Source organism: Arthrobacter sp. Ha26 (genome assembly GCF_059091705.1).
Genome location: NZ_JBNHGX010000001.1, coordinates 985,242 through 1,000,131, shown reverse-complemented (window position 1 = coordinate 1,000,131; position 14,890 = coordinate 985,242). Strand labels below are relative to the sequence as shown.

Sequence of the window (14,890 nt, the reverse complement as noted above, 5' to 3'; positions counted from 1 at the left end):
CTCGTCCGGGCCTGCTGTATTCCGTCGGGCCTAATCCCAAGGGATGATGCGGTCTGCTGCCGGCCGGGTTGCTTGGATAAGCATTGCGTTTACCTCGTCCGGGCCGGTGGCCCAAGCGACGGCGGCGGCCTGGTCCATCCCGAATGAGACGTGCCGTTCCACGAGGCGCTGGAGCCGCAGGGCCGGGGGAGTGTCCACGAACCATACTTCATCCAGCTGCGCCCGGACTTCCTTCCACGGTTCCTGTTCCGCCAGCAGGTAATTGCCTTCCGTGATCACCAGCGGAACGTCGGCGGGAACTGCGATGGAGGCAGCTACCGGTTCGTCGATGGTGCGCCGGAATTCCGGGGCGTAGACCACTGGCTCGTCCCGGCGCACCAGGCGGCGGAGCAGCGAAAGGTACCCGCCGACGTCGAACGTGTCGATGGCGCCCTTCCGCTGCCGCAGTGGCGTGCCGTCAATGATGGCGTTGCCCAGGTGGAAGCCGTCCATGGGAACCACGACGGCCGTGCCCGGGCCCAACTGCTGCCGGATCCATTCCGCGAAGGTGGATTTTCCGGACCCGGGCGCGCCGGTGATGCCAAGCACGGTCCGGGTGCCGGCAGCCAGCCTGGCGCGGAGGGCGTCCATCGCCTGGGTGATCTCGGGGGAGTCCATGGCAAAATCCTAGACCGCCCAGATTTCGAGGGCTGACTCACCCCACCTATCGCACGCGGGAAGCCGTGGCCGACGGCGTTTTGCCGGGACGCGCCGTCGGCCGTCCTGAAAGGTGGGGAGACAAAGGTGGGGAGACTCAGGTGGCGAGACTCAGCGGGTGGAGGCGGAGGTGGCGGCAGGTTCAGGCTCGGGGCTGTCGGCTCCGCCGGGCAGCGCCTTGAGCCCGGCGGCGCAGCCCACGATGCCGGCAATGAATACCACCTTGAGCACGCTGAAGGGTTCCACTCCGGTGGCCATGGCCCAGCCAACGGTCAGTGCTGCCCCAATCCCCACCCAGACGGCATACGCGGTGCCCAGCGGGATGTGCCGGATGGCCATGCCAAGGCCCAGCATGCTCAGGGTGGCGGTGAGGGCGAAAACCAGGGTGGGCAGGGGTTTGCTGAAGCCGTCGGACAGGCCCAGGGCTGTTGCCCACACTGCCTCCAGCACGGCCGAGGCCAACAGAACCAGCCAGGGAACCGAACGCCGCAGCATCACGCCACCACCTTCAGCCCGACCACGCACACGGCGATGCCGGACAGCAGGAGGAGGCGCGCCGCCGTCGGGCGCTCCACCCGCGTGACTATGGCGTACGCCGAGGTGAGCACCACGCCCACGCCCACCCAAACGGCGTAGGCCGTGCCGGTGGGGATGGACTGCATGGCGATGGCCAGGCCGCCGGTGCTGGCCGCGACGGAGACCAGGAACAAGGCAGCGGGGGCGATGCGGCGACGGCCGGAAACCTGGGACGCGCGGTGCAGGGAAGCGGCCCACACCGCTTCAAGTGCGCCGGAGAGAAGAAGGATTACCCACGACATGACAGATCCTTTGGCCAGTCTTGTCGCATACCGGGTACTGAACCGTCGTCCGGAGGCTCCCGTGCGGAGCCTTGGCTTCCAGCGTAGCAACACCCGACGCCGGGCAGCCAGCAGTGGTGCCCAACCTCACCACATCACCCCGGTGTGGAACTTAGAGGGTGCCGCCGGCAGCAACGGGAGCGGCAGCATCGCGGCCGCCGTCACCCACGGTTTCCCGGGCGATGAAGTTCTCAATGTCGAACAGGTTGTCCGCCCGCTCGGCGATGTTCAGGAGCGTGGTCATGGAGGCGACTTCCTCCACCTGCTCCTTTAGGAACCAGAGCATAAACTGCTCGCCCAAGGCGTCATTCTCACCGCGTGCGGCCCTGAACAGGTCCTCGATGTTCTTGGTGACTTCCTTTTCCTGCTGCAGGGCGAGGGCCAGCGGCTCGGTGACGGAGGCGAAGTCGTTGCGGACGGCAGGAACGCCCGGGATGGTGAAGGCGATGTCCCGGTCCAGCATGTACTGCACCATCATCATGGCGTGGTTCCGCTCCTCAACCGACTGCCTGTAGAAGTAGCGGGCCAGCTGGGGGAGATCCTGGTTGGCAAACCAGGTGGCCACCGCAATGTACTGCTGCGATGCCGTGAATTCGTTGCCGATCTGGGTGGACAGGAGCGCATTGAAGGATGAAGTGGTCATAGGCCGAGTCTAGGGACGGCTGCAGGGAGTGACCAGTGTGGAAAGGCTCTGCTACTGAAGGCGAGGCTGGCCTACTGCCGGCCGGGTCCGTCCTCGGTGGGGTCGATCGAGACCACTGCCAGGAATCCGCGGCCCAGAACCTCGGGGGTGTCGGCGTCGGAGCCCACCACGGCGTCGTATCGCGCCAGGGGTTCGGGTTCGCCCGCTCCAACGGCAACCGTGGCTTGCCCCTGCAGCAGGATCCCGATCGAGTCTTGAAAGAGCGGCTTTGCGCGCTTCTTCGAAAGTTCAATGATGGAGGTGTAGCCCTTGAAGCTTCCGGCGCGCGTAATGACGTTGAGGTCCCGGATATCGCCGGTTGGAAGGGATGCCTGGGTGGCGGCCCCGCCCGGGAAACGAAATGGACGGTACTTCTCCAGGGGGTGTTCCGCGCCATCCACGGTCAGCAGCAGCAGCTCGCCCTCCACCACTGTCAGCACGCGCTCCATGCCCGGAAAAGGGGAGAAATCGCCGGCCTTGCTGACATCCGCGATGCTGACCCGCCAGTCCCAGCTGCCGTCCTGCGCCGATCCGGCCGCGGGTTTGCTGGCCAACTGGCGGGTGACGCCGCCACCATTGCGCCAGGGCTCCGGTTTAAGGTCTGCAAAGCGGATAATCTCCATGCGCTCAGCCTAGTTCCCGCGCCGGTGTCCCGCCGTCGCGGGTTGGGCCCTTCCCTGCTACTCTCCTCCGGGGGGACAACACGAAAGCAGCCTGAAGGAGCCGGGAATGTTCGTTAAAGTGTGTGGTCTCAGCACGCCTGAATCAGTCCGCGAAGCAGTCGATGCCGGGGCGGACGCCGTCGGTTTCGTCCTCACGGCCAGTCCCCGCGTGGTGTCGCCCTCGCAGGCGTCCTCCTTGCGTGCAGGGGTCCCGGCAGGCGTAGCGCCGATCGGGGTGTTCCGTGATGAACCGGTGGCCGATGCTGTGGCTATCGCCCGGGCCGCGGGGCTGGAATGGATCCAGCTGCACGGCCCCCGGTCCCGCGAGGACGTGGCAACGGTGCACGACGCCGGCATGAAGCTGATCAGGGCAGTCACCATGGGTGCCACTCCAGAGGAGCTTGAGGACTGGGGCGAGGACCTGCTGCTGATCGACGCCGCCGTGCCCGGCTCGGGTGAAGCCTGGGACTACGCCTCAGTTGCCGCGCTTCCTGTGCTTCAAGGACGCCACTGGCTCCTGGCCGGAGGGTTGAACCCGGTCAACGTGGGCGAGGCCACCACAGCAGCCCATGCATGGGGTGTGGACGTCTCCTCCGGGGTGGAAGCGTCCCGGGGGGTCAAGGACCTGGCCAAGATCCGCGCCTTTGTCCGCGCGGCCAAAGGCGCAGCCGCCCCGGTGTAGCCCCGGTATGGCCGCGGGTTAGCCGCCGTGCAGCTTTGGTTCAGGGGCCGCTCTGGGCAGACCCCCATCCTTTTGTCAGTGCCTCCGGGGCACAATGGGTAAATGAAGACACTGCTCAATATCATCTGGCTGGTTTTTGGCGGCTTCTGGCTTGCGCTGGGCTATTTCGCCGCGGGGGTGATCTGCTGCCTGCTGATTGTCACCATCCCGTGGGGCATCGCCTCGTTCAGGATTGCGTCCTACACTTTGTGGCCGTTCGGCCGGACGGTGGTGGACAAGCCCGGTGGCACCGGCGTGTTCTCACTGCTGGGCAACGTGATCTGGCTGCTGGTGGCCGGCATCTGGATCGCGATCGGCCACGTGGTCACCGCGTTCGCCATGGCTGTCACCATCGTCGGCATCCCGCTGGCCATCGCCAACCTGAAGCTTATTCCGGTGTCTTTGATGCCGCTGGGCAAGCAGATTGTTCCCACCAGCGCGCCGTTTGTGCCCACGTACCGTTAGGCCTGCTGGCAGGCTTAGTCGGGATCCGGCAGATGGGCGAGCCGGCGGGTTTACCCTGCCCGTTCATCCGGCCGCAGCGCGCGCAGGATGCAAAACTCGTTCCCGTCCGGGTCCGCCATCACCACCCAGGTGACGTCCGGGCCCTGGCCGACTGAAACGCGGCTGGCGCCAAGGGCTTCCAGCCGGGCGACTTCTGCGTCCCTGTCCTGGGGCCGCAGGTCCAGGTGGACCCGGTTCTTGAGTTCCTTGCGCTCGGGCACTTTGAGGAAGAGCAGGTCCGGGGACACGCCGTCTTCAGGGCTGCCGGCCGGCGGTTCAAGGACAATCTCGTCCTCTGCCTCGTAGGTGCGGCGCCATCCCAGCGCCTTTTCCCAGAAGTCCGCGGGCACTTTCGGATCGGTTGAATCGATGCTGATGGCTTGGATGCGCAAGGTCATCCGAGCAGTGTTGCATTCCCGGGCGGTGGCCGTAAAGGGTAAAGCTGGCGGGCACCAGCGCCGTCCCCCGCAGGCCAATTAACGGTCACGGACGTTCAACGCGGCCTGAATACTCCATTCGCCAGGATTGCTACGGCGTCACTGTCATCCAGCTCCGCAGCGATATCCACGTCGCCCCCGTACCCCGCACCGGACAATTCGAGTCCGCTGGAACAGCCGTGCAGCATCTCGCGGAGCCTCGGTTCCGCAGCCTCGAACACTGCCGCGGCGGCGATGGCCTCCGGGGAATAGCCGTGCCGGCCAACCTCCGCCTCATAACCGCCCTTGCCGGCAGCCGCGAGGCCGGCAATAAAGGCTCCCGCCCCGATCTGGTCCTCCACGGCCGGGCGGAGGGTGCCTTCCGGCCAGCGTTCGCCGGCGGCAACCACGGCGATCACCGCATCCGGCGGCAGATTGGCAGCCACCCAGTCCGCTGTTGCCCCCGCATTGCGCAGGCAGGCGGCGGCCACCACCGGGACGTGGTCCGCCAGCTCGTGGCAGAGCGCCGAACCGTTGGGGGAGGGCAGCACCACGCGCCTGAGTGACTGCGCGGCCCGGAAGCTCGCAGGCGAGAGGCTGAGCCCGCCGCCATTGCGGGGACCTGCGAGGTCGGCCTGGTGGTGGGCGGCGAAGTCCTCCGCCCGGGTGTCCTTCCAAGGAAATGGGAAAACCTCGGCACCCCGGTCGAGGGCGATGCTGACGCAGGTGCTGAAGGACAGGATGTCCACCACCACGGCGAGATCGGCCCCGGAGGTGATGGTCCTGGCGCCGTCGAGCCCCCAGTCGAACCGGACTGCGTAGGGCAGCTGCCGGTGCGCGGCGCTCGCGGTCAGGGTGTGGCGCGGGCTTGAGGTGGATGCGTTCACGCCAGTTCTCCCAACAGGTTGCGGTGTGCGGCATCCTGCCACAACTGTTTGGCCCGCCGGGTGTGGAACAGCGGGTCAAGTTCCAGCAGATGGCGTACGACGGCGGCGCGTCCGGCAGCGAAGTCGGCGTCCCCGATGTGCGCATAGTCGTGGCGGACGTCCGCTACGTAGCGGGCATACGCGCCTGGTTCCCCGCCCAGGACGGAAAGGTCCGCGTCACAGAGGAGGGCGCCGTCGTCGTCCCCTGGCTCCGGGCGGTGGTCCGACGTCAGCCGCACCAGCCGTGCCACCTCGGCAACCTCCGCCTCCGGAAGGCCGGCGGCATACAGCCGCGCTTCCGCGAGGCGGGCCGACTCCTCCTCATCCTGGCCCGCCACACCGCGGTACACGGCGTCATGGAACCAGGCGGCCAGCAGCACGGTGCGGGGCGCGTCGGCGGGGTCGGTGAGCAGATCCAGGGCTTCCAGTACCGAGAGCAGGTGGGTGCAGCGGTGGTACCGGCGGTGCGGCTCGCTCCAGCGGTCCAGGAGGTCCAGGAAGAGCGCGTCCTGGCCGGGCATGATGGCATCCCACCGGTTGAACAGCGGCACCTTGAGGGACTTGTTCCGCTGGCGGGCGGGGATGCGCAGGCCGCTGGCGATCAGTTTGCGGACCAGGACGCGGGCCTCGACCGGAACCGCGCCGGAAGCCACCAGCTCGTCGTAGCGTCGCTCCGGAACGTCGTAGTGGTCACCGTCAAACGCGCGCTCCGGAATGCCTGCTGCAGCTGCGAAAGTGTGCAGTTCAGCCAGCGATGAGTCCGAGACGAGGTGCGAAAAGTGCGTTCCATGGGCAGGCCAGAGCGGCGGATCTATGTAGACGGCCATGCAGGAAGTCTAGTTTGCGATCCGGCCGTAACCACCTCAACGCCAACAAGTCGAAGATGCGGGAGTAACAGTGCTTTTTGAACCGCACCTGCGCCCTTATGCTGAGGGGATGACGATCATCCGCGTTTCGGAGGCAGCCCGGTTCCTCGGCGTCAGCGACGATACGGTGCGGCGGTGGCTGGACAACGGCTCGCTCACACCCATAAGGGATGACGGCGGCCGGTTGGCCGTGGATGGCCTGGAGCTGGCCCGGCACGCACGGAAACTTGCCCAACTGCCCGATGATCCCCACCGGACCGGCAGTTCCGCGCGGAACCGGTTCGTGGGACTGGTCACCGGCATCACCATGGACAAGGTGATGGCGCAGGTGGAGCTGCAGTGCGGACCCTTCCGGGTGGTATCCCTGATGAGCAGCGAGGCCGTCCGTGACCTGGGCCTGGAACCCGGCTCGGTGGCCACCGCCGTGGTCAAAGCCACCACCGTGATCATTGAGACACCCCAGGGGAAGGCCCTGTGACAAGGCTCAGCGGATTGTCGGCCGCCATCGCCTTATTGCTGGGATTGGCAGGATGTTCCACTGGTTCGGCTGCCGATGGTTCATCTGCCGCAAGCGACGGAAAGAATACCCTGACCGTGTTCGCCGCCGCCTCCCTCAAAGCCAGCTTCACGGAGCTGGCAAAGTCCTACGAAGCCGGGCATCCGGGCTCCACCGTCACCCTCAGTTTCGCCGGCTCGGCAGACCTCGCCACCCAGATCAGCCAGGGTGCCCCGGCAGACGTGTTCGCGTCAGCGGACACCAGGAACATGGACAAGCTGCAGCAGGCAGGGCTGGTGGACGGTCAACCCCGGATTTTCGCCACCAACACCCTCGCCATTGCCGTCCCGCCCGGCAACCCGGCAGGCATCCGTTCCTTCACCGACCTCGCCAAACCGGGAACCCGGCTGGTCCAGTGTGCGCAGCAGGTCCCCTGCGGAGCTGCTGCCGCCGCCGTTGCACAGAAGACGGGAACGCAACTGCGTCCCGTCAGCGAGGAAAACTCCGTGACGGATGTGCTCGGAAAGGTCATCTCCGGGGAAGCGGACGCCGGACTGGTATACATCACGGACCTTAAGGCGGCGGCAGGAAAAGTGGAAGGCGTGGCCTTTCCGGAAGCTGCGGCTGCCAGCAACAGCTATCCGATCGCTGTGCTGGCCAACAGCGGGAACAGCCAGGCTTCGCGGGCATTCCTCGATCTTGTGGCCAGCACCGAAGGCCAACACGTGCTGGCCGAAGCCGGGTTTGGCCGCGGCCAGCAGTGAGGCAGCCCCAAGGTGAGAGCAGTCCACAGTGAGCGCCACACAATGAGCCACGCCTACCGAAGTGTTCCGCGCTGGACCTACCTTGTGGCGGTCCTGGCCGCAGTGGTGGTGATCCTGCCGCTGTTCGCCATGGCAGCCAGGGTCAACTGGACGGATTTCCTTCCCCTGGTCACCTCCGAATCGGCCCTGTCCGCACTCGGCCTCAGCCTGCGCACGTCCGCCGCCAGTACAGTCCTGTGCATCGTGCTCGGCGTGCCGCTGGCCCTGGTCCTGGCCCGCGGAAGGTTCCGGCTGCAGGGCCTCCTGCGCTCGCTGGTGCTGCTCCCGCTGGTGCTGCCGCCGGTGGTGGGCGGCCTGGCACTGCTCTACACCTTTGGCCGCCAGGGCCTTCTGGGGCGGTCACTCGAGGTTCTCGGCCTGCAGATCGCCTTCTCCACCACCGCCGTGGTCCTTGCCCAGACGTTTGTGGCCCTGCCGTTCCTCGTGGTCAGCCTGGAGGGTGCGTTGCGGACCGGCGGCGAACGGTACGAGGCCGTGGCGGCAACCCTTGGCGCGTCACCCGGCCGGGTTTTCCGCCGCGTCACGCTCCCGCTGGTGCTGCCCGGGCTGGCCTCCGGGGCGGTACTGTCCTTTGCCCGCAGCCTTGGTGAATTTGGCGCCACGCTGACTTTCGCGGGCAGCCTGCAAGGGGTGACACGGACCCTGCCGCTGGAAATCTACCTGCAGCGTGAATCTGACCCGGACGCCGCCGTCGCACTTTCCCTGGTGCTCGTGGCCGTGGCAGTTGCCGTAGTGGCGCTCGCCTACCGGCAGCCTTCGGGAGGCGGCCTGGCTTTCTGGAAGCAACGGACGACGACGGCTCCCGCGCAGGGCAGGGATGTCCCGTGACGTTCACCCTCGAGGCAGCAGTGGCCGGGCGGGGATTCGACGTGGCCCTCCAGGTGGGACCCACGGAGACGGTGGCCGTGATGGGTCCGAACGGGGCCGGAAAGTCCACCCTGCTGTCCGTCGCCGCGGGCCTGCTCCGGCCGGACAGTGGCCGGGCGGAGCTCAACAGCCGGACGCTGTTTGAACTCTCAGCGGGCAGCGGAACATGGACACCGCCACATCACCGGGGCACTGCGTTGCTCGCCCAGGAACCCCTGCTGTTCCCGCACCTGAGCGCGCTGGACAACGTGGCGTTCGGGCCCCGCAGCGCGGGTGTATCCAGGCAGCGGGCCAAGGCTGACGCGCTGCGCTGGCTCGCCGAAGTGGGCGCGCTGGATCTCCAGGCCCGCCGCCCCGCGGAGCTGTCCGGCGGCCAGGCCCAACGTGTTGCCGTTGCCCGGGCGCTCGCTGCCGACCCCGGGCTCCTTCTCCTGGACGAACCCATGGCAGCGCTGGACATCCACTCGGCGCCCCTCCTGCGGCGCCTGCTCAAGCGGGTCCTGGCCGGCCGGCAGGCGATCATCATCACCCATGACGTCCTGGACGCCCTGATGCTGGCCGACCGGGTCATCATCCTGGAGAACGGCCGGATTACCGAGGAGGGTCCCACCCGGGACGTGCTCCAGCGTCCGCGCAGCGCGTTCGCGGCAGGGCTGGCGGGGTTGAACCTGATGGCCGGGACCCTGGCCGGTGACGGGATCAGGACCGCCGAGGGCTGGTCCGTTGCGGGCCACGTGGAGGACCCCTGGCCTCCCGGCGAAGGGAACGATGAAGCCGTAGCCGCGTTCCCGCCGTCGGCTGTTTCCGTGTTCCTCGACGATGCCCACGGGAGCCCGCGCAATTCGTTCGAGGTGACCCTGACCGAGCTTGAACCGTACGGCGACGTCGTCCGGGTCAGGGCAGGAAACCTCGCGGCCGACGTCACTCCGGCTGCTTCAGCAGACCTGGGGTTGGCTCCCGGGCTGTCCGTGCACTTCGTAGTGAAAGCGACCGCAGTGGCGGTATACCCGGCTTAACCCGGTACCTGCGGGAGAAATTACAGGTTAGTCACATCTGGTGACAAGTATCACAAGAGCCGGTAAAGTTGCCCGTGGGCGGGTGAAAGCAACCGGCGGGCGACTTCTGGGGGGAGCCGCCCGCCGGTTGCTTTGCACGCTCTTTCTTTTGGCCGTACCGGCGCTGCTGGACGTGCTGCAGCCGGTCTACATGCCCGGCAGATCGAGCGATTCATACACCTGGATGCTGGCGTCGGGCATCATCAGATGCGGGTGGCCATCAAGCAGTGCCTGCGCGCCTTCCAGGTCCTCAGCCTGGAGGATTGTGTAGCCGGCTACTCCGGTGTTGGTATTGGTCGAGCCGGTTGCCATGAGCTCCTTTCCGGCCCCTAACGGAGTGCCCAGGTCCACCATGCCGTCGCCGACCCGCTCGGCCCAAGTCATCCAGGCCTTCATTCCCTCCTGGGCGGCTTCCTGCGAGCTCTCCGCCATTTGCGCTTGTGCTGACTGAGGCGCGATGTAGAGAACAACAAACTTTTTCATTGCCTGTCCCGTCTCCCGTTAGCCGGCGGCACCTTCCGCCGGTCACACGGTGATCCTAAAGTGAACCGGACGCGTTGGAAACGAAAATAGACCGTGGCCGCGGCACGCCGGTTCGCTGTGGGCAAACAGGAAATAAAAAGCATGCCAAGCAAAGTTGAGCGTAGTAGACTCAACCTAGATCAACTGCCCCGGAAAGGAGCTCTCTTTGGACGTCAAATTCACCACCAAGAGCCAGGAGGCTCTGTCGGCTGCCGCCATGAACGCCTCCACTATCGGTAACCCCCAGGTGGAGCCCGCCCACCTGCTCAAGGCGCTGATGGACCAGCGCGAAGGCGTTGCCGTGGCGCTTCTTCGTGCCACCGGCGCCGACCCGGATGCCGTCAGCGTCCAGGCGAGCAGCGCCATCAAGGCCCTGCCCGCCACCTCCGGCGGTTCCAGCCAGCAGGCCCAGCTGTCACGGCCGGCCCTGCAGGCCATCCAGAATGCCAAGGAGGAGGCGGACCGGCTGGGCGATACGTTCGTCTCCACCGAGGTGCTCCTCCTGGGCCTCTCGGCCGGGAATGACGCTGCAGCGCGTTTACTGCGCGACGCCGGTGCCTCCCATGAGGCATTGCTCGCCGCGCTGCCGGGTGTCCGCGGAGACCGGAAGGTCACGAGCCCTGACCCGGAGAACACCTTCCAGTCCCTCGAGAAGTTCGGCACCGACCTCACCGCCATGGCCCGTGCCGGGAAGCTCGATCCCGTTATCGGCCGCGATACGGAAATCCGCCGGATCGTCCAGGTCCTGAGCCGCCGCACCAAGAACAACCCGGTGATCATCGGCGAGCCCGGCGTCGGCAAGACTGCCGTGGTGGAAGGCCTGGCCCAGCGCATTGTGGCCGGCGACGTTCCCGAAAGCCTGCGTGGCAAAACGCTGATCGCCCTGGACCTTGCCTCCATGGTGGCCGGTGCCAAATACCGCGGCGAGTTCGAGGAGCGCCTCAAGGCTGTGCTGGAGGAGATCAAGAACTCCGAAGGCCAGATCGTCACGTTCATCGACGAGATCCACACGGTGGTGGGCGCCGGCGCAACCGGGGAGTCCTCCATGGACGCCGGCAACATGCTAAAGCCCATGCTGGCTCGCGGCGAGCTGCGGCTTATCGGCGCCACCACGCTGGATGAGTACCGCGAGAACATCGAAAAGGACCCGGCGCTGGAGCGCCGCTTCCAGCAGGTATACGTGGGGGAGCCCAGCGTCGAGGACACCATCGGTATCCTCCGCGGCCTGAAGGAGCGCTACGAGGCGCACCACAAGGTGGCTATCGCCGACTCAGCCCTGGTAGCTGCCGCCGCACTGTCCAACCGCTATATTTCGGGCCGTCAATTGCCGGACAAGGCCATCGACCTCGTGGATGAGGCCGCATCCCGGTTGCGGATGGAGATCGACTCGGCCCCCGAGGAAATCGACCAGCTTCGCCGCGCCGTGGACCGGCTCACCATGGAGGAGCTGGCCCTGGAAGGCGAGTCGGACGCAGCATCCGTGGAACGCCTCGCGGCGCTCCGCGCGGACAAGGCGGACAAGGAAGAGGAGCTCGCAGCCCTAAACGCCCGCTGGGAGGCCGAAAAGGCCGGCCTCAACCGGGTAGGCGACCTCAAGGCAAAGCTGGACGAACTCCGCTCCACCGCGGACAAGGCACAGCGCGAAGGTGACCTGGAGACGGCGTCACGCATTCTCTACGGCGAGATCCCGGCGCTGGAGCGCGAGCTGAACGCCGCCGCGGAAGCTGAGGCCGCCGTCGCCGATAAATCCTCACAGATGGTGGCCGAGCAGGTGACCGCGGACGACATTGCCGAAGTCATCTCCGCCTGGACCGGCATCCCCGCCGGCCGGATGCTGCAGGGGGAAAGCCAGAAGCTGCTCCACATGGAGGAGGAGCTCGGGAAGCGGCTCATCGGCCAGAAGAAGGCCGTGACGGCGGTGTCCGATGCCGTACGGCGCGCCCGCGCGGGCATCAGCGACCCCAACCGCCCCACGGGTTCGTTCCTGTTCCTGGGCCCCACCGGCGTCGGTAAGACCGAGCTGGCCAAGGCCCTGGCGGACTTCCTGTTCGACGACGACCACGCCATGGTGCGGATCGATATGTCCGAGTACGGCGAGAAGCACTCGGTGGCCCGGCTTGTGGGTGCGCCTCCGGGATACGTGGGCTACGAGGAAGGCGGCCAGCTGACTGAAGCGGTCCGCCGGCGCCCCTACTCGGTCATTCTGCTGGACGAGGTGGAGAAGGCCCACCCGGAGGTCTTCGACATCCTCCTGCAGGTGCTCGACGACGGCCGCCTCACCGACGGCCAGGGCCGCACCGTGGACTTCCGCAATGCCATCCTGGTGCTGACCTCCAACCTGGGCAGCCAGTTCCTGGTGGACCCGTCGCTGGACGCGGAGGCCAAGCGGAATGCAGTCATGGCTACAGTGAACGCCTCGTTCAAGCCGGAGTTCCTGAACCGGCTGGACGAAGTGGTGCTGTTCGACCCGCTGTCAGTGGAGGATCTGGCCCGCATCGTTGAACTGCAGGTGGCCGAACTCGGCAAGAGGCTGCACGACCGGCGGCTCACCCTCGACGTCACAGATGGCGCCCGCGCCTGGCTGGCGATGTCCGGCTTCGACTCCGCTTACGGTGCGCGTCCGCTGCGCCGGCTGGTCCAGCGGGAGATCGGCGACCGCCTGGCCAAGGCAATCCTCTCCGGCGAAATCGCCGACGGGGATACTGTGCTGGTGGACACGGCAACCGACGTCGATGAGCTCACCATCGAGCGCCTCGAGGCGCTGTCCACAGCCGGGGCCGGCGCGGCTCCGGGGACCGGACTGGTGGTCCGCCGGAAGGATTAGGGCTTCCGAAAGACTGGCCCGCCGGCAGGCTCACGCCGCCGGAAGGGTCAGTCTCGCGGGTAGGCTCAGTCCCGCCGAAACGCGGCGCTGTTGCCCTGGTGCTGCAAAAGCGCTAGGGCAGCACGCTTGCGTTGACGTTGTTCCCGGCCGGCGACGTCACGTAGCAGTCCACCCTTCGATCCCCTGAGTCCCAGCTGGTGGAGCTGGGAAAGCTCCGCTCGTAATTCAGCGTGAACTGGTCTGCAGCAGGCCCCAGTTTTGCCGCCTGGCATGCTTCCAGGGCTTTCGCCTTGAGTGCCTCCGCGCCCGGATAATCGTCATTTTCGGGGTAGCGGAACACTGCCACCAGCTGGGCGGAATGGCCTGTATCGCAAGGCACTACGGTGGATCTCAGGGCTTCGGGGTGAAAATCCGTGAAGCAGTCGCCCAGGGCATAAGCGGCGGGCTCTACCTCGCGCGGCAGGGGCAGTGGAGTTGCCGGGGGCGTGACGGTGGTCTCCAGCGTTCCCCGGACGGCGGGATTTGACTCGTTCTGGGGCCCGTTGGAGTTCAGCCACGTGGCGAGCCACACCAGGGATCCGATGACGGCGAGCAGGACCACAACGAAAAACACCTTCCAGAACGTCCGGCTGTTTCCATGGCTTTGCCCGGCCACCGGACCGCGGGGAAGGTCGCCTTGGCCTTGCTTCCGCACGGGCGGCTCGGCGGGTGGCGGGCCGTACTCCGCGGCCGGGATCTGAGGGAGGCCGGCGGTGGGCGGAGAGCTGGGCTTGGGCGGGACGTCCTGGTGGTCCACGGGTGCATCCTCCTGCGTTTATCCGCTCGGGCAGCTGTTTTTGCCGGCCGGTACCAGCGGTTGCATATGCGACTCTACCGAAGAAAAAAACCGGATTCCCGCGCTGATTGGGCCGGAATGGTACTGCATGTGGCGATACCGGGCCCCAACTGGCACGCAGGGGCAGTAGAAAGCATGTAATCTAGGTGTACGACAAATTGACCAAACATTCCGGGGCCTCACCTACGCCAAGGTGACCACCTCCGGTCCAAGTACAAAAGGGGGTCACGCCATGGGGCGCGGCCGTCAAAAGGCAAAAGCTACCAAGCAGGCTCGGGATATCAAGTACTACTCCCCGAACACTGACTATTCGGCACTTCAGCGTGAGCTGACGGGCCCAAGCAGTCGTGCCACGAGCCATTATGCGAACGAACCGGTTGAACCGGACTATTCGGCTTATGTGGATAAGTACGCGGATGATTTGGAAGAAGACGACGACGAGGTAGACACCCGTCGGATCGGCTAGTTGTCGCTAGGTTCCTGCCTTACCTGGCAGCCCTGTGACGCCGCCGCACGAACGGATCCGGGTCTATTGACCGGACCAGTGCAGCGCTTCTTTTTCGGCACCCGGATCCGGCCGGACCCTGGGTGCTGACCTCAGTTATAAAGCCCGTCTGCCCGCGCCGTATTATCGGCGCAGGCAGGCGGGCTTTTTGCTGCGTTTTGAAGACTTGGAGTCCTTGAAGGTTCTTGTGGAGCGCGACAACCGACCCCATTCAGCGAGTGCCCCGGCCCCTTCCGGGGACCGGGGCAGTTCGAGCCGATCGTCAACTACACTTGGATGATTTCGATTTCTTGGCCGTGCCCGCGGCCAGTAGTACAAACGAAGTTCTTCGCGCCCTCTCCATTGTCGGCGAGTACGACGACATCGACATCGATATTGCAGATGTTGGCAACCAGGTTTGCGGCCACGGCCACGTTAACGTCCTCAAGAATAGTGACGTCACCGACATTCACATTGACAAGGCCTTCCTGCTGAGCCTGAGAGGGGCCTGCGACCGCTCCAACGATGAAAAGTGATCCTGCTGCAGCTGCAGTGATTTTGCGCATGATGGACATTGTTGCTCCCTAGTTTTGACCCGCACATCCTTGGTGAGTCGCGACCGGCTGAACGCCCCAGCGTCGTGTTGCATGGCC

The 14,890-nt window shown here is 66.1% G+C and carries 19 protein-coding genes and 1 riboswitch; of the genes, 8 read left to right on the top strand and 11 right to left on the bottom strand.

Going from position 1 to position 14,890, the window contains the following annotated elements; genetic code table 11:
- Window positions 1-30: 30 nt before the first annotated feature.
- The 5 genes from AC5RVY_RS04790 to AC5RVY_RS04770 form a co-directional block, all read right to left on the bottom strand.
- Window positions 31-657 carry a nucleoside/nucleotide kinase family protein gene (locus AC5RVY_RS04790; RefSeq protein ID WP_493953537.1) on the bottom strand — a complete coding sequence of 209 codons (627 nt, stop codon included), beginning with the start codon at window positions 655-657 and terminating at the stop codon, window positions 31-33.
- A 150-nt stretch (window positions 658-807) separates the two neighbouring features.
- The gene (locus AC5RVY_RS04785) at window positions 808-1,191 is read right to left on the bottom strand and encodes a DMT family transporter (protein WP_493953706.1); all 384 of its coding nucleotides are present in this window, start codon (window positions 1,189-1,191) and stop codon (window positions 808-810) included.
- The gene (locus AC5RVY_RS04780; RefSeq protein WP_493953536.1) at window positions 1,191-1,514 is read right to left on the bottom strand and encodes a DMT family transporter; all 324 of its coding nucleotides are present in this window, start codon (window positions 1,512-1,514) and stop codon (window positions 1,191-1,193) included. Before AC5RVY_RS04780 ends, AC5RVY_RS04785 begins: the two co-directional genes overlap by 1 nt.
- 9 nt (window positions 1,515-1,523) lie before the next feature.
- Window positions 1,524-1,589: riboswitch (guanidine-III (ykkC-III) riboswitch) on the bottom strand.
- A gap of 76 nt (window positions 1,590-1,665) precedes the next feature.
- The gene (locus AC5RVY_RS04775) at window positions 1,666-2,196 is read right to left on the bottom strand and encodes a ferritin (protein WP_493953535.1); all 531 of its coding nucleotides are present in this window, start codon (window positions 2,194-2,196) and stop codon (window positions 1,666-1,668) included.
- A 71-nt stretch (window positions 2,197-2,267) separates the two neighbouring features.
- Window positions 2,268-2,858: a HutD/Ves family protein gene (locus AC5RVY_RS04770; protein ID WP_493953534.1), complete on the bottom strand. Its 591-nt coding sequence runs from the start codon at window positions 2,856-2,858 to the stop codon at window positions 2,268-2,270.
- A gap of 106 nt (window positions 2,859-2,964) precedes the next feature.
- Between AC5RVY_RS04770 and AC5RVY_RS04765 the strand changes: the two genes are divergently transcribed.
- On the top strand, window positions 2,965-3,579 hold the full coding sequence (locus AC5RVY_RS04765; RefSeq protein ID WP_493953533.1) for a phosphoribosylanthranilate isomerase: 615 nt from the start codon (window positions 2,965-2,967) through the stop codon (window positions 3,577-3,579).
- A gap of 102 nt (window positions 3,580-3,681) precedes the next feature.
- Window positions 3,682-4,083: a YccF domain-containing protein gene (locus AC5RVY_RS04760; RefSeq protein WP_493953532.1), complete on the top strand. Its 402-nt coding sequence runs from the start codon at window positions 3,682-3,684 to the stop codon at window positions 4,081-4,083.
- A 50-nt stretch (window positions 4,084-4,133) separates the two neighbouring features.
- Here AC5RVY_RS04760 and AC5RVY_RS04755 read toward each other — a convergent pair whose 3' ends face one another.
- The 3 genes from AC5RVY_RS04755 to AC5RVY_RS04745 all read right to left on the bottom strand — a co-directional run bounded on the left by AC5RVY_RS04755 (window position 4,134) and on the right by AC5RVY_RS04745 (window position 6,291).
- Window positions 4,134-4,520 carry a VOC family protein gene (locus AC5RVY_RS04755; protein WP_493953531.1) on the bottom strand — a complete coding sequence of 129 codons (387 nt, stop codon included), beginning with the start codon at window positions 4,518-4,520 and terminating at the stop codon, window positions 4,134-4,136.
- A 95-nt stretch (window positions 4,521-4,615) separates the two neighbouring features.
- A complete protein-coding gene (locus AC5RVY_RS04750; RefSeq protein WP_493953530.1) occupies window positions 4,616-5,425 on the bottom strand; it encodes a 2-phosphosulfolactate phosphatase in 810 nt (269 codons plus the stop codon).
- Window positions 5,422-6,291 (bottom strand): DUF4031 domain-containing protein, encoded by an 870-nt coding sequence (locus tag AC5RVY_RS04745; RefSeq protein ID WP_493953529.1) that lies wholly within the window; start codon window positions 6,289-6,291, stop codon window positions 5,422-5,424. Before AC5RVY_RS04745 ends, AC5RVY_RS04750 begins: the two co-directional genes overlap by 4 nt.
- A gap of 109 nt (window positions 6,292-6,400) precedes the next feature.
- Between AC5RVY_RS04745 and AC5RVY_RS04740 the strand changes: the two genes are divergently transcribed.
- Genes AC5RVY_RS04740 through AC5RVY_RS04725 form a run of 4 tightly spaced genes read left to right on the top strand, consistent with a single transcriptional unit; the run spans window position 6,401 to window position 9,533 of the window.
- The gene (locus AC5RVY_RS04740; RefSeq protein WP_493953528.1) at window positions 6,401-6,808 is read left to right on the top strand and encodes a TOBE domain-containing protein; all 408 of its coding nucleotides are present in this window, start codon (window positions 6,401-6,403) and stop codon (window positions 6,806-6,808) included.
- Window positions 6,805-7,590: a molybdate ABC transporter substrate-binding protein gene (gene modA, locus AC5RVY_RS04735; RefSeq protein WP_493953527.1), complete on the top strand. Its 786-nt coding sequence runs from the start codon at window positions 6,805-6,807 to the stop codon at window positions 7,588-7,590. The genes AC5RVY_RS04740 and modA overlap by 4 nt, the downstream gene beginning before the upstream one ends.
- A 42-nt stretch (window positions 7,591-7,632) precedes the next feature.
- Entirely contained in the window at window positions 7,633-8,478 is an 846-nt protein-coding gene (locus tag AC5RVY_RS04730) for an ABC transporter permease (protein ID WP_493953526.1), read from the top strand.
- Window positions 8,475-9,533, top strand: a complete 1,059-nt coding sequence (locus AC5RVY_RS04725; protein WP_493953525.1) for a sulfate/molybdate ABC transporter ATP-binding protein — start codon at window positions 8,475-8,477, stop codon at window positions 9,531-9,533. The genes AC5RVY_RS04730 and AC5RVY_RS04725 overlap by 4 nt, the downstream gene beginning before the upstream one ends.
- Before the next feature lie 186 nt (window positions 9,534-9,719).
- On the opposite strand, the gene AC5RVY_RS04720 is transcribed toward AC5RVY_RS04725, so the two are convergent.
- Window positions 9,720-10,055 (bottom strand): YciI family protein, encoded by a 336-nt coding sequence (locus AC5RVY_RS04720; protein WP_493953524.1) that lies wholly within the window; start codon window positions 10,053-10,055, stop codon window positions 9,720-9,722.
- A 205-nt stretch (window positions 10,056-10,260) separates the two neighbouring features.
- Between AC5RVY_RS04720 and clpB the strand changes: the two genes are divergently transcribed.
- The gene (clpB, locus tag AC5RVY_RS04715) at window positions 10,261-12,918 is read left to right on the top strand and encodes an ATP-dependent chaperone ClpB (protein ID WP_493953523.1); all 2,658 of its coding nucleotides are present in this window, start codon (window positions 10,261-10,263) and stop codon (window positions 12,916-12,918) included.
- Between the two features lie 112 nt (window positions 12,919-13,030).
- Here the strand turns inward: clpB and AC5RVY_RS04710 are convergent, their stop codons facing one another.
- On the bottom strand, window positions 13,031-13,714 hold the full coding sequence (locus AC5RVY_RS04710; protein WP_493953522.1) for a septum formation family protein: 684 nt from the start codon (window positions 13,712-13,714) through the stop codon (window positions 13,031-13,033).
- Window positions 13,715-13,985: 271 nt separating this feature from the next.
- Here AC5RVY_RS04710 and AC5RVY_RS04705 point away from each other — a divergent pair, with 271 nt between their 5' ends.
- Window positions 13,986-14,219 carry a DUF3073 domain-containing protein gene (locus AC5RVY_RS04705; RefSeq protein ID WP_009359485.1) on the top strand — a complete coding sequence of 78 codons (234 nt, stop codon included), beginning with the start codon at window positions 13,986-13,988 and terminating at the stop codon, window positions 14,217-14,219.
- 305 nt (window positions 14,220-14,524) lie between these two features.
- Here the strand turns inward: AC5RVY_RS04705 and AC5RVY_RS04700 are convergent, their stop codons facing one another.
- The gene (locus tag AC5RVY_RS04700) at window positions 14,525-14,812 is read right to left on the bottom strand and encodes a hypothetical protein (RefSeq protein WP_493953521.1); all 288 of its coding nucleotides are present in this window, start codon (window positions 14,810-14,812) and stop codon (window positions 14,525-14,527) included.
- Window positions 14,813-14,890: the final 78 nt, after the last annotated feature.

Bases quoted from the DNA above. Each gene is read 5' to 3' on its own strand.
- AC5RVY_RS04790 (WP_493953537.1), bottom strand. From the start codon at position 657: ATGGACTCCCCCGAGATCACCCAGGCGATGGACGCCCTCCGCGCCAGG.
- AC5RVY_RS04785 (WP_493953706.1), bottom strand. From the start codon at position 1,191: ATGCTGCGGCGTTCGGTTCCCTGGCTGGTTCTGTTGGCCTCGGCCGTG.
- AC5RVY_RS04780 (WP_493953536.1), bottom strand. From the start codon at position 1,514: ATGTCGTGGGTAATCCTTCTTCTCTCCGGCGCACTTGAAGCGGTGTGG.
- AC5RVY_RS04775 (WP_493953535.1), bottom strand. From the start codon at position 2,196: ATGACCACTTCATCCTTCAATGCGCTCCTGTCCACCCAGATCGGCAAC.
- AC5RVY_RS04770 (WP_493953534.1), bottom strand. From the start codon at position 2,858: ATGGAGATTATCCGCTTTGCAGACCTTAAACCGGAGCCCTGGCGCAAT.
- AC5RVY_RS04765 (WP_493953533.1), top strand. From the start codon at position 2,965: ATGTTCGTTAAAGTGTGTGGTCTCAGCACGCCTGAATCAGTCCGCGAA.
- AC5RVY_RS04760 (WP_493953532.1), top strand. From the start codon at position 3,682: ATGAAGACACTGCTCAATATCATCTGGCTGGTTTTTGGCGGCTTCTGG.
- AC5RVY_RS04755 (WP_493953531.1), bottom strand. From the start codon at position 4,520: ATGACCTTGCGCATCCAAGCCATCAGCATCGATTCAACCGATCCGAAA.
- AC5RVY_RS04745 (WP_493953529.1), bottom strand. From the start codon at position 6,291: ATGGCCGTCTACATAGATCCGCCGCTCTGGCCTGCCCATGGAACGCAC.
- AC5RVY_RS04740 (WP_493953528.1), top strand. From the start codon at position 6,401: ATGACGATCATCCGCGTTTCGGAGGCAGCCCGGTTCCTCGGCGTCAGC.
- AC5RVY_RS04730 (WP_493953526.1), top strand. From the start codon at position 7,633: ATGAGCCACGCCTACCGAAGTGTTCCGCGCTGGACCTACCTTGTGGCG.
- AC5RVY_RS04720 (WP_493953524.1), bottom strand. From the start codon at position 10,055: ATGAAAAAGTTTGTTGTTCTCTACATCGCGCCTCAGTCAGCACAAGCG.
- AC5RVY_RS04705 (WP_009359485.1), top strand. From the start codon at position 13,986: ATGGGGCGCGGCCGTCAAAAGGCAAAAGCTACCAAGCAGGCTCGGGAT.
- AC5RVY_RS04700 (WP_493953521.1), bottom strand. From the start codon at position 14,812: ATGTCCATCATGCGCAAAATCACTGCAGCTGCAGCAGGATCACTTTTC.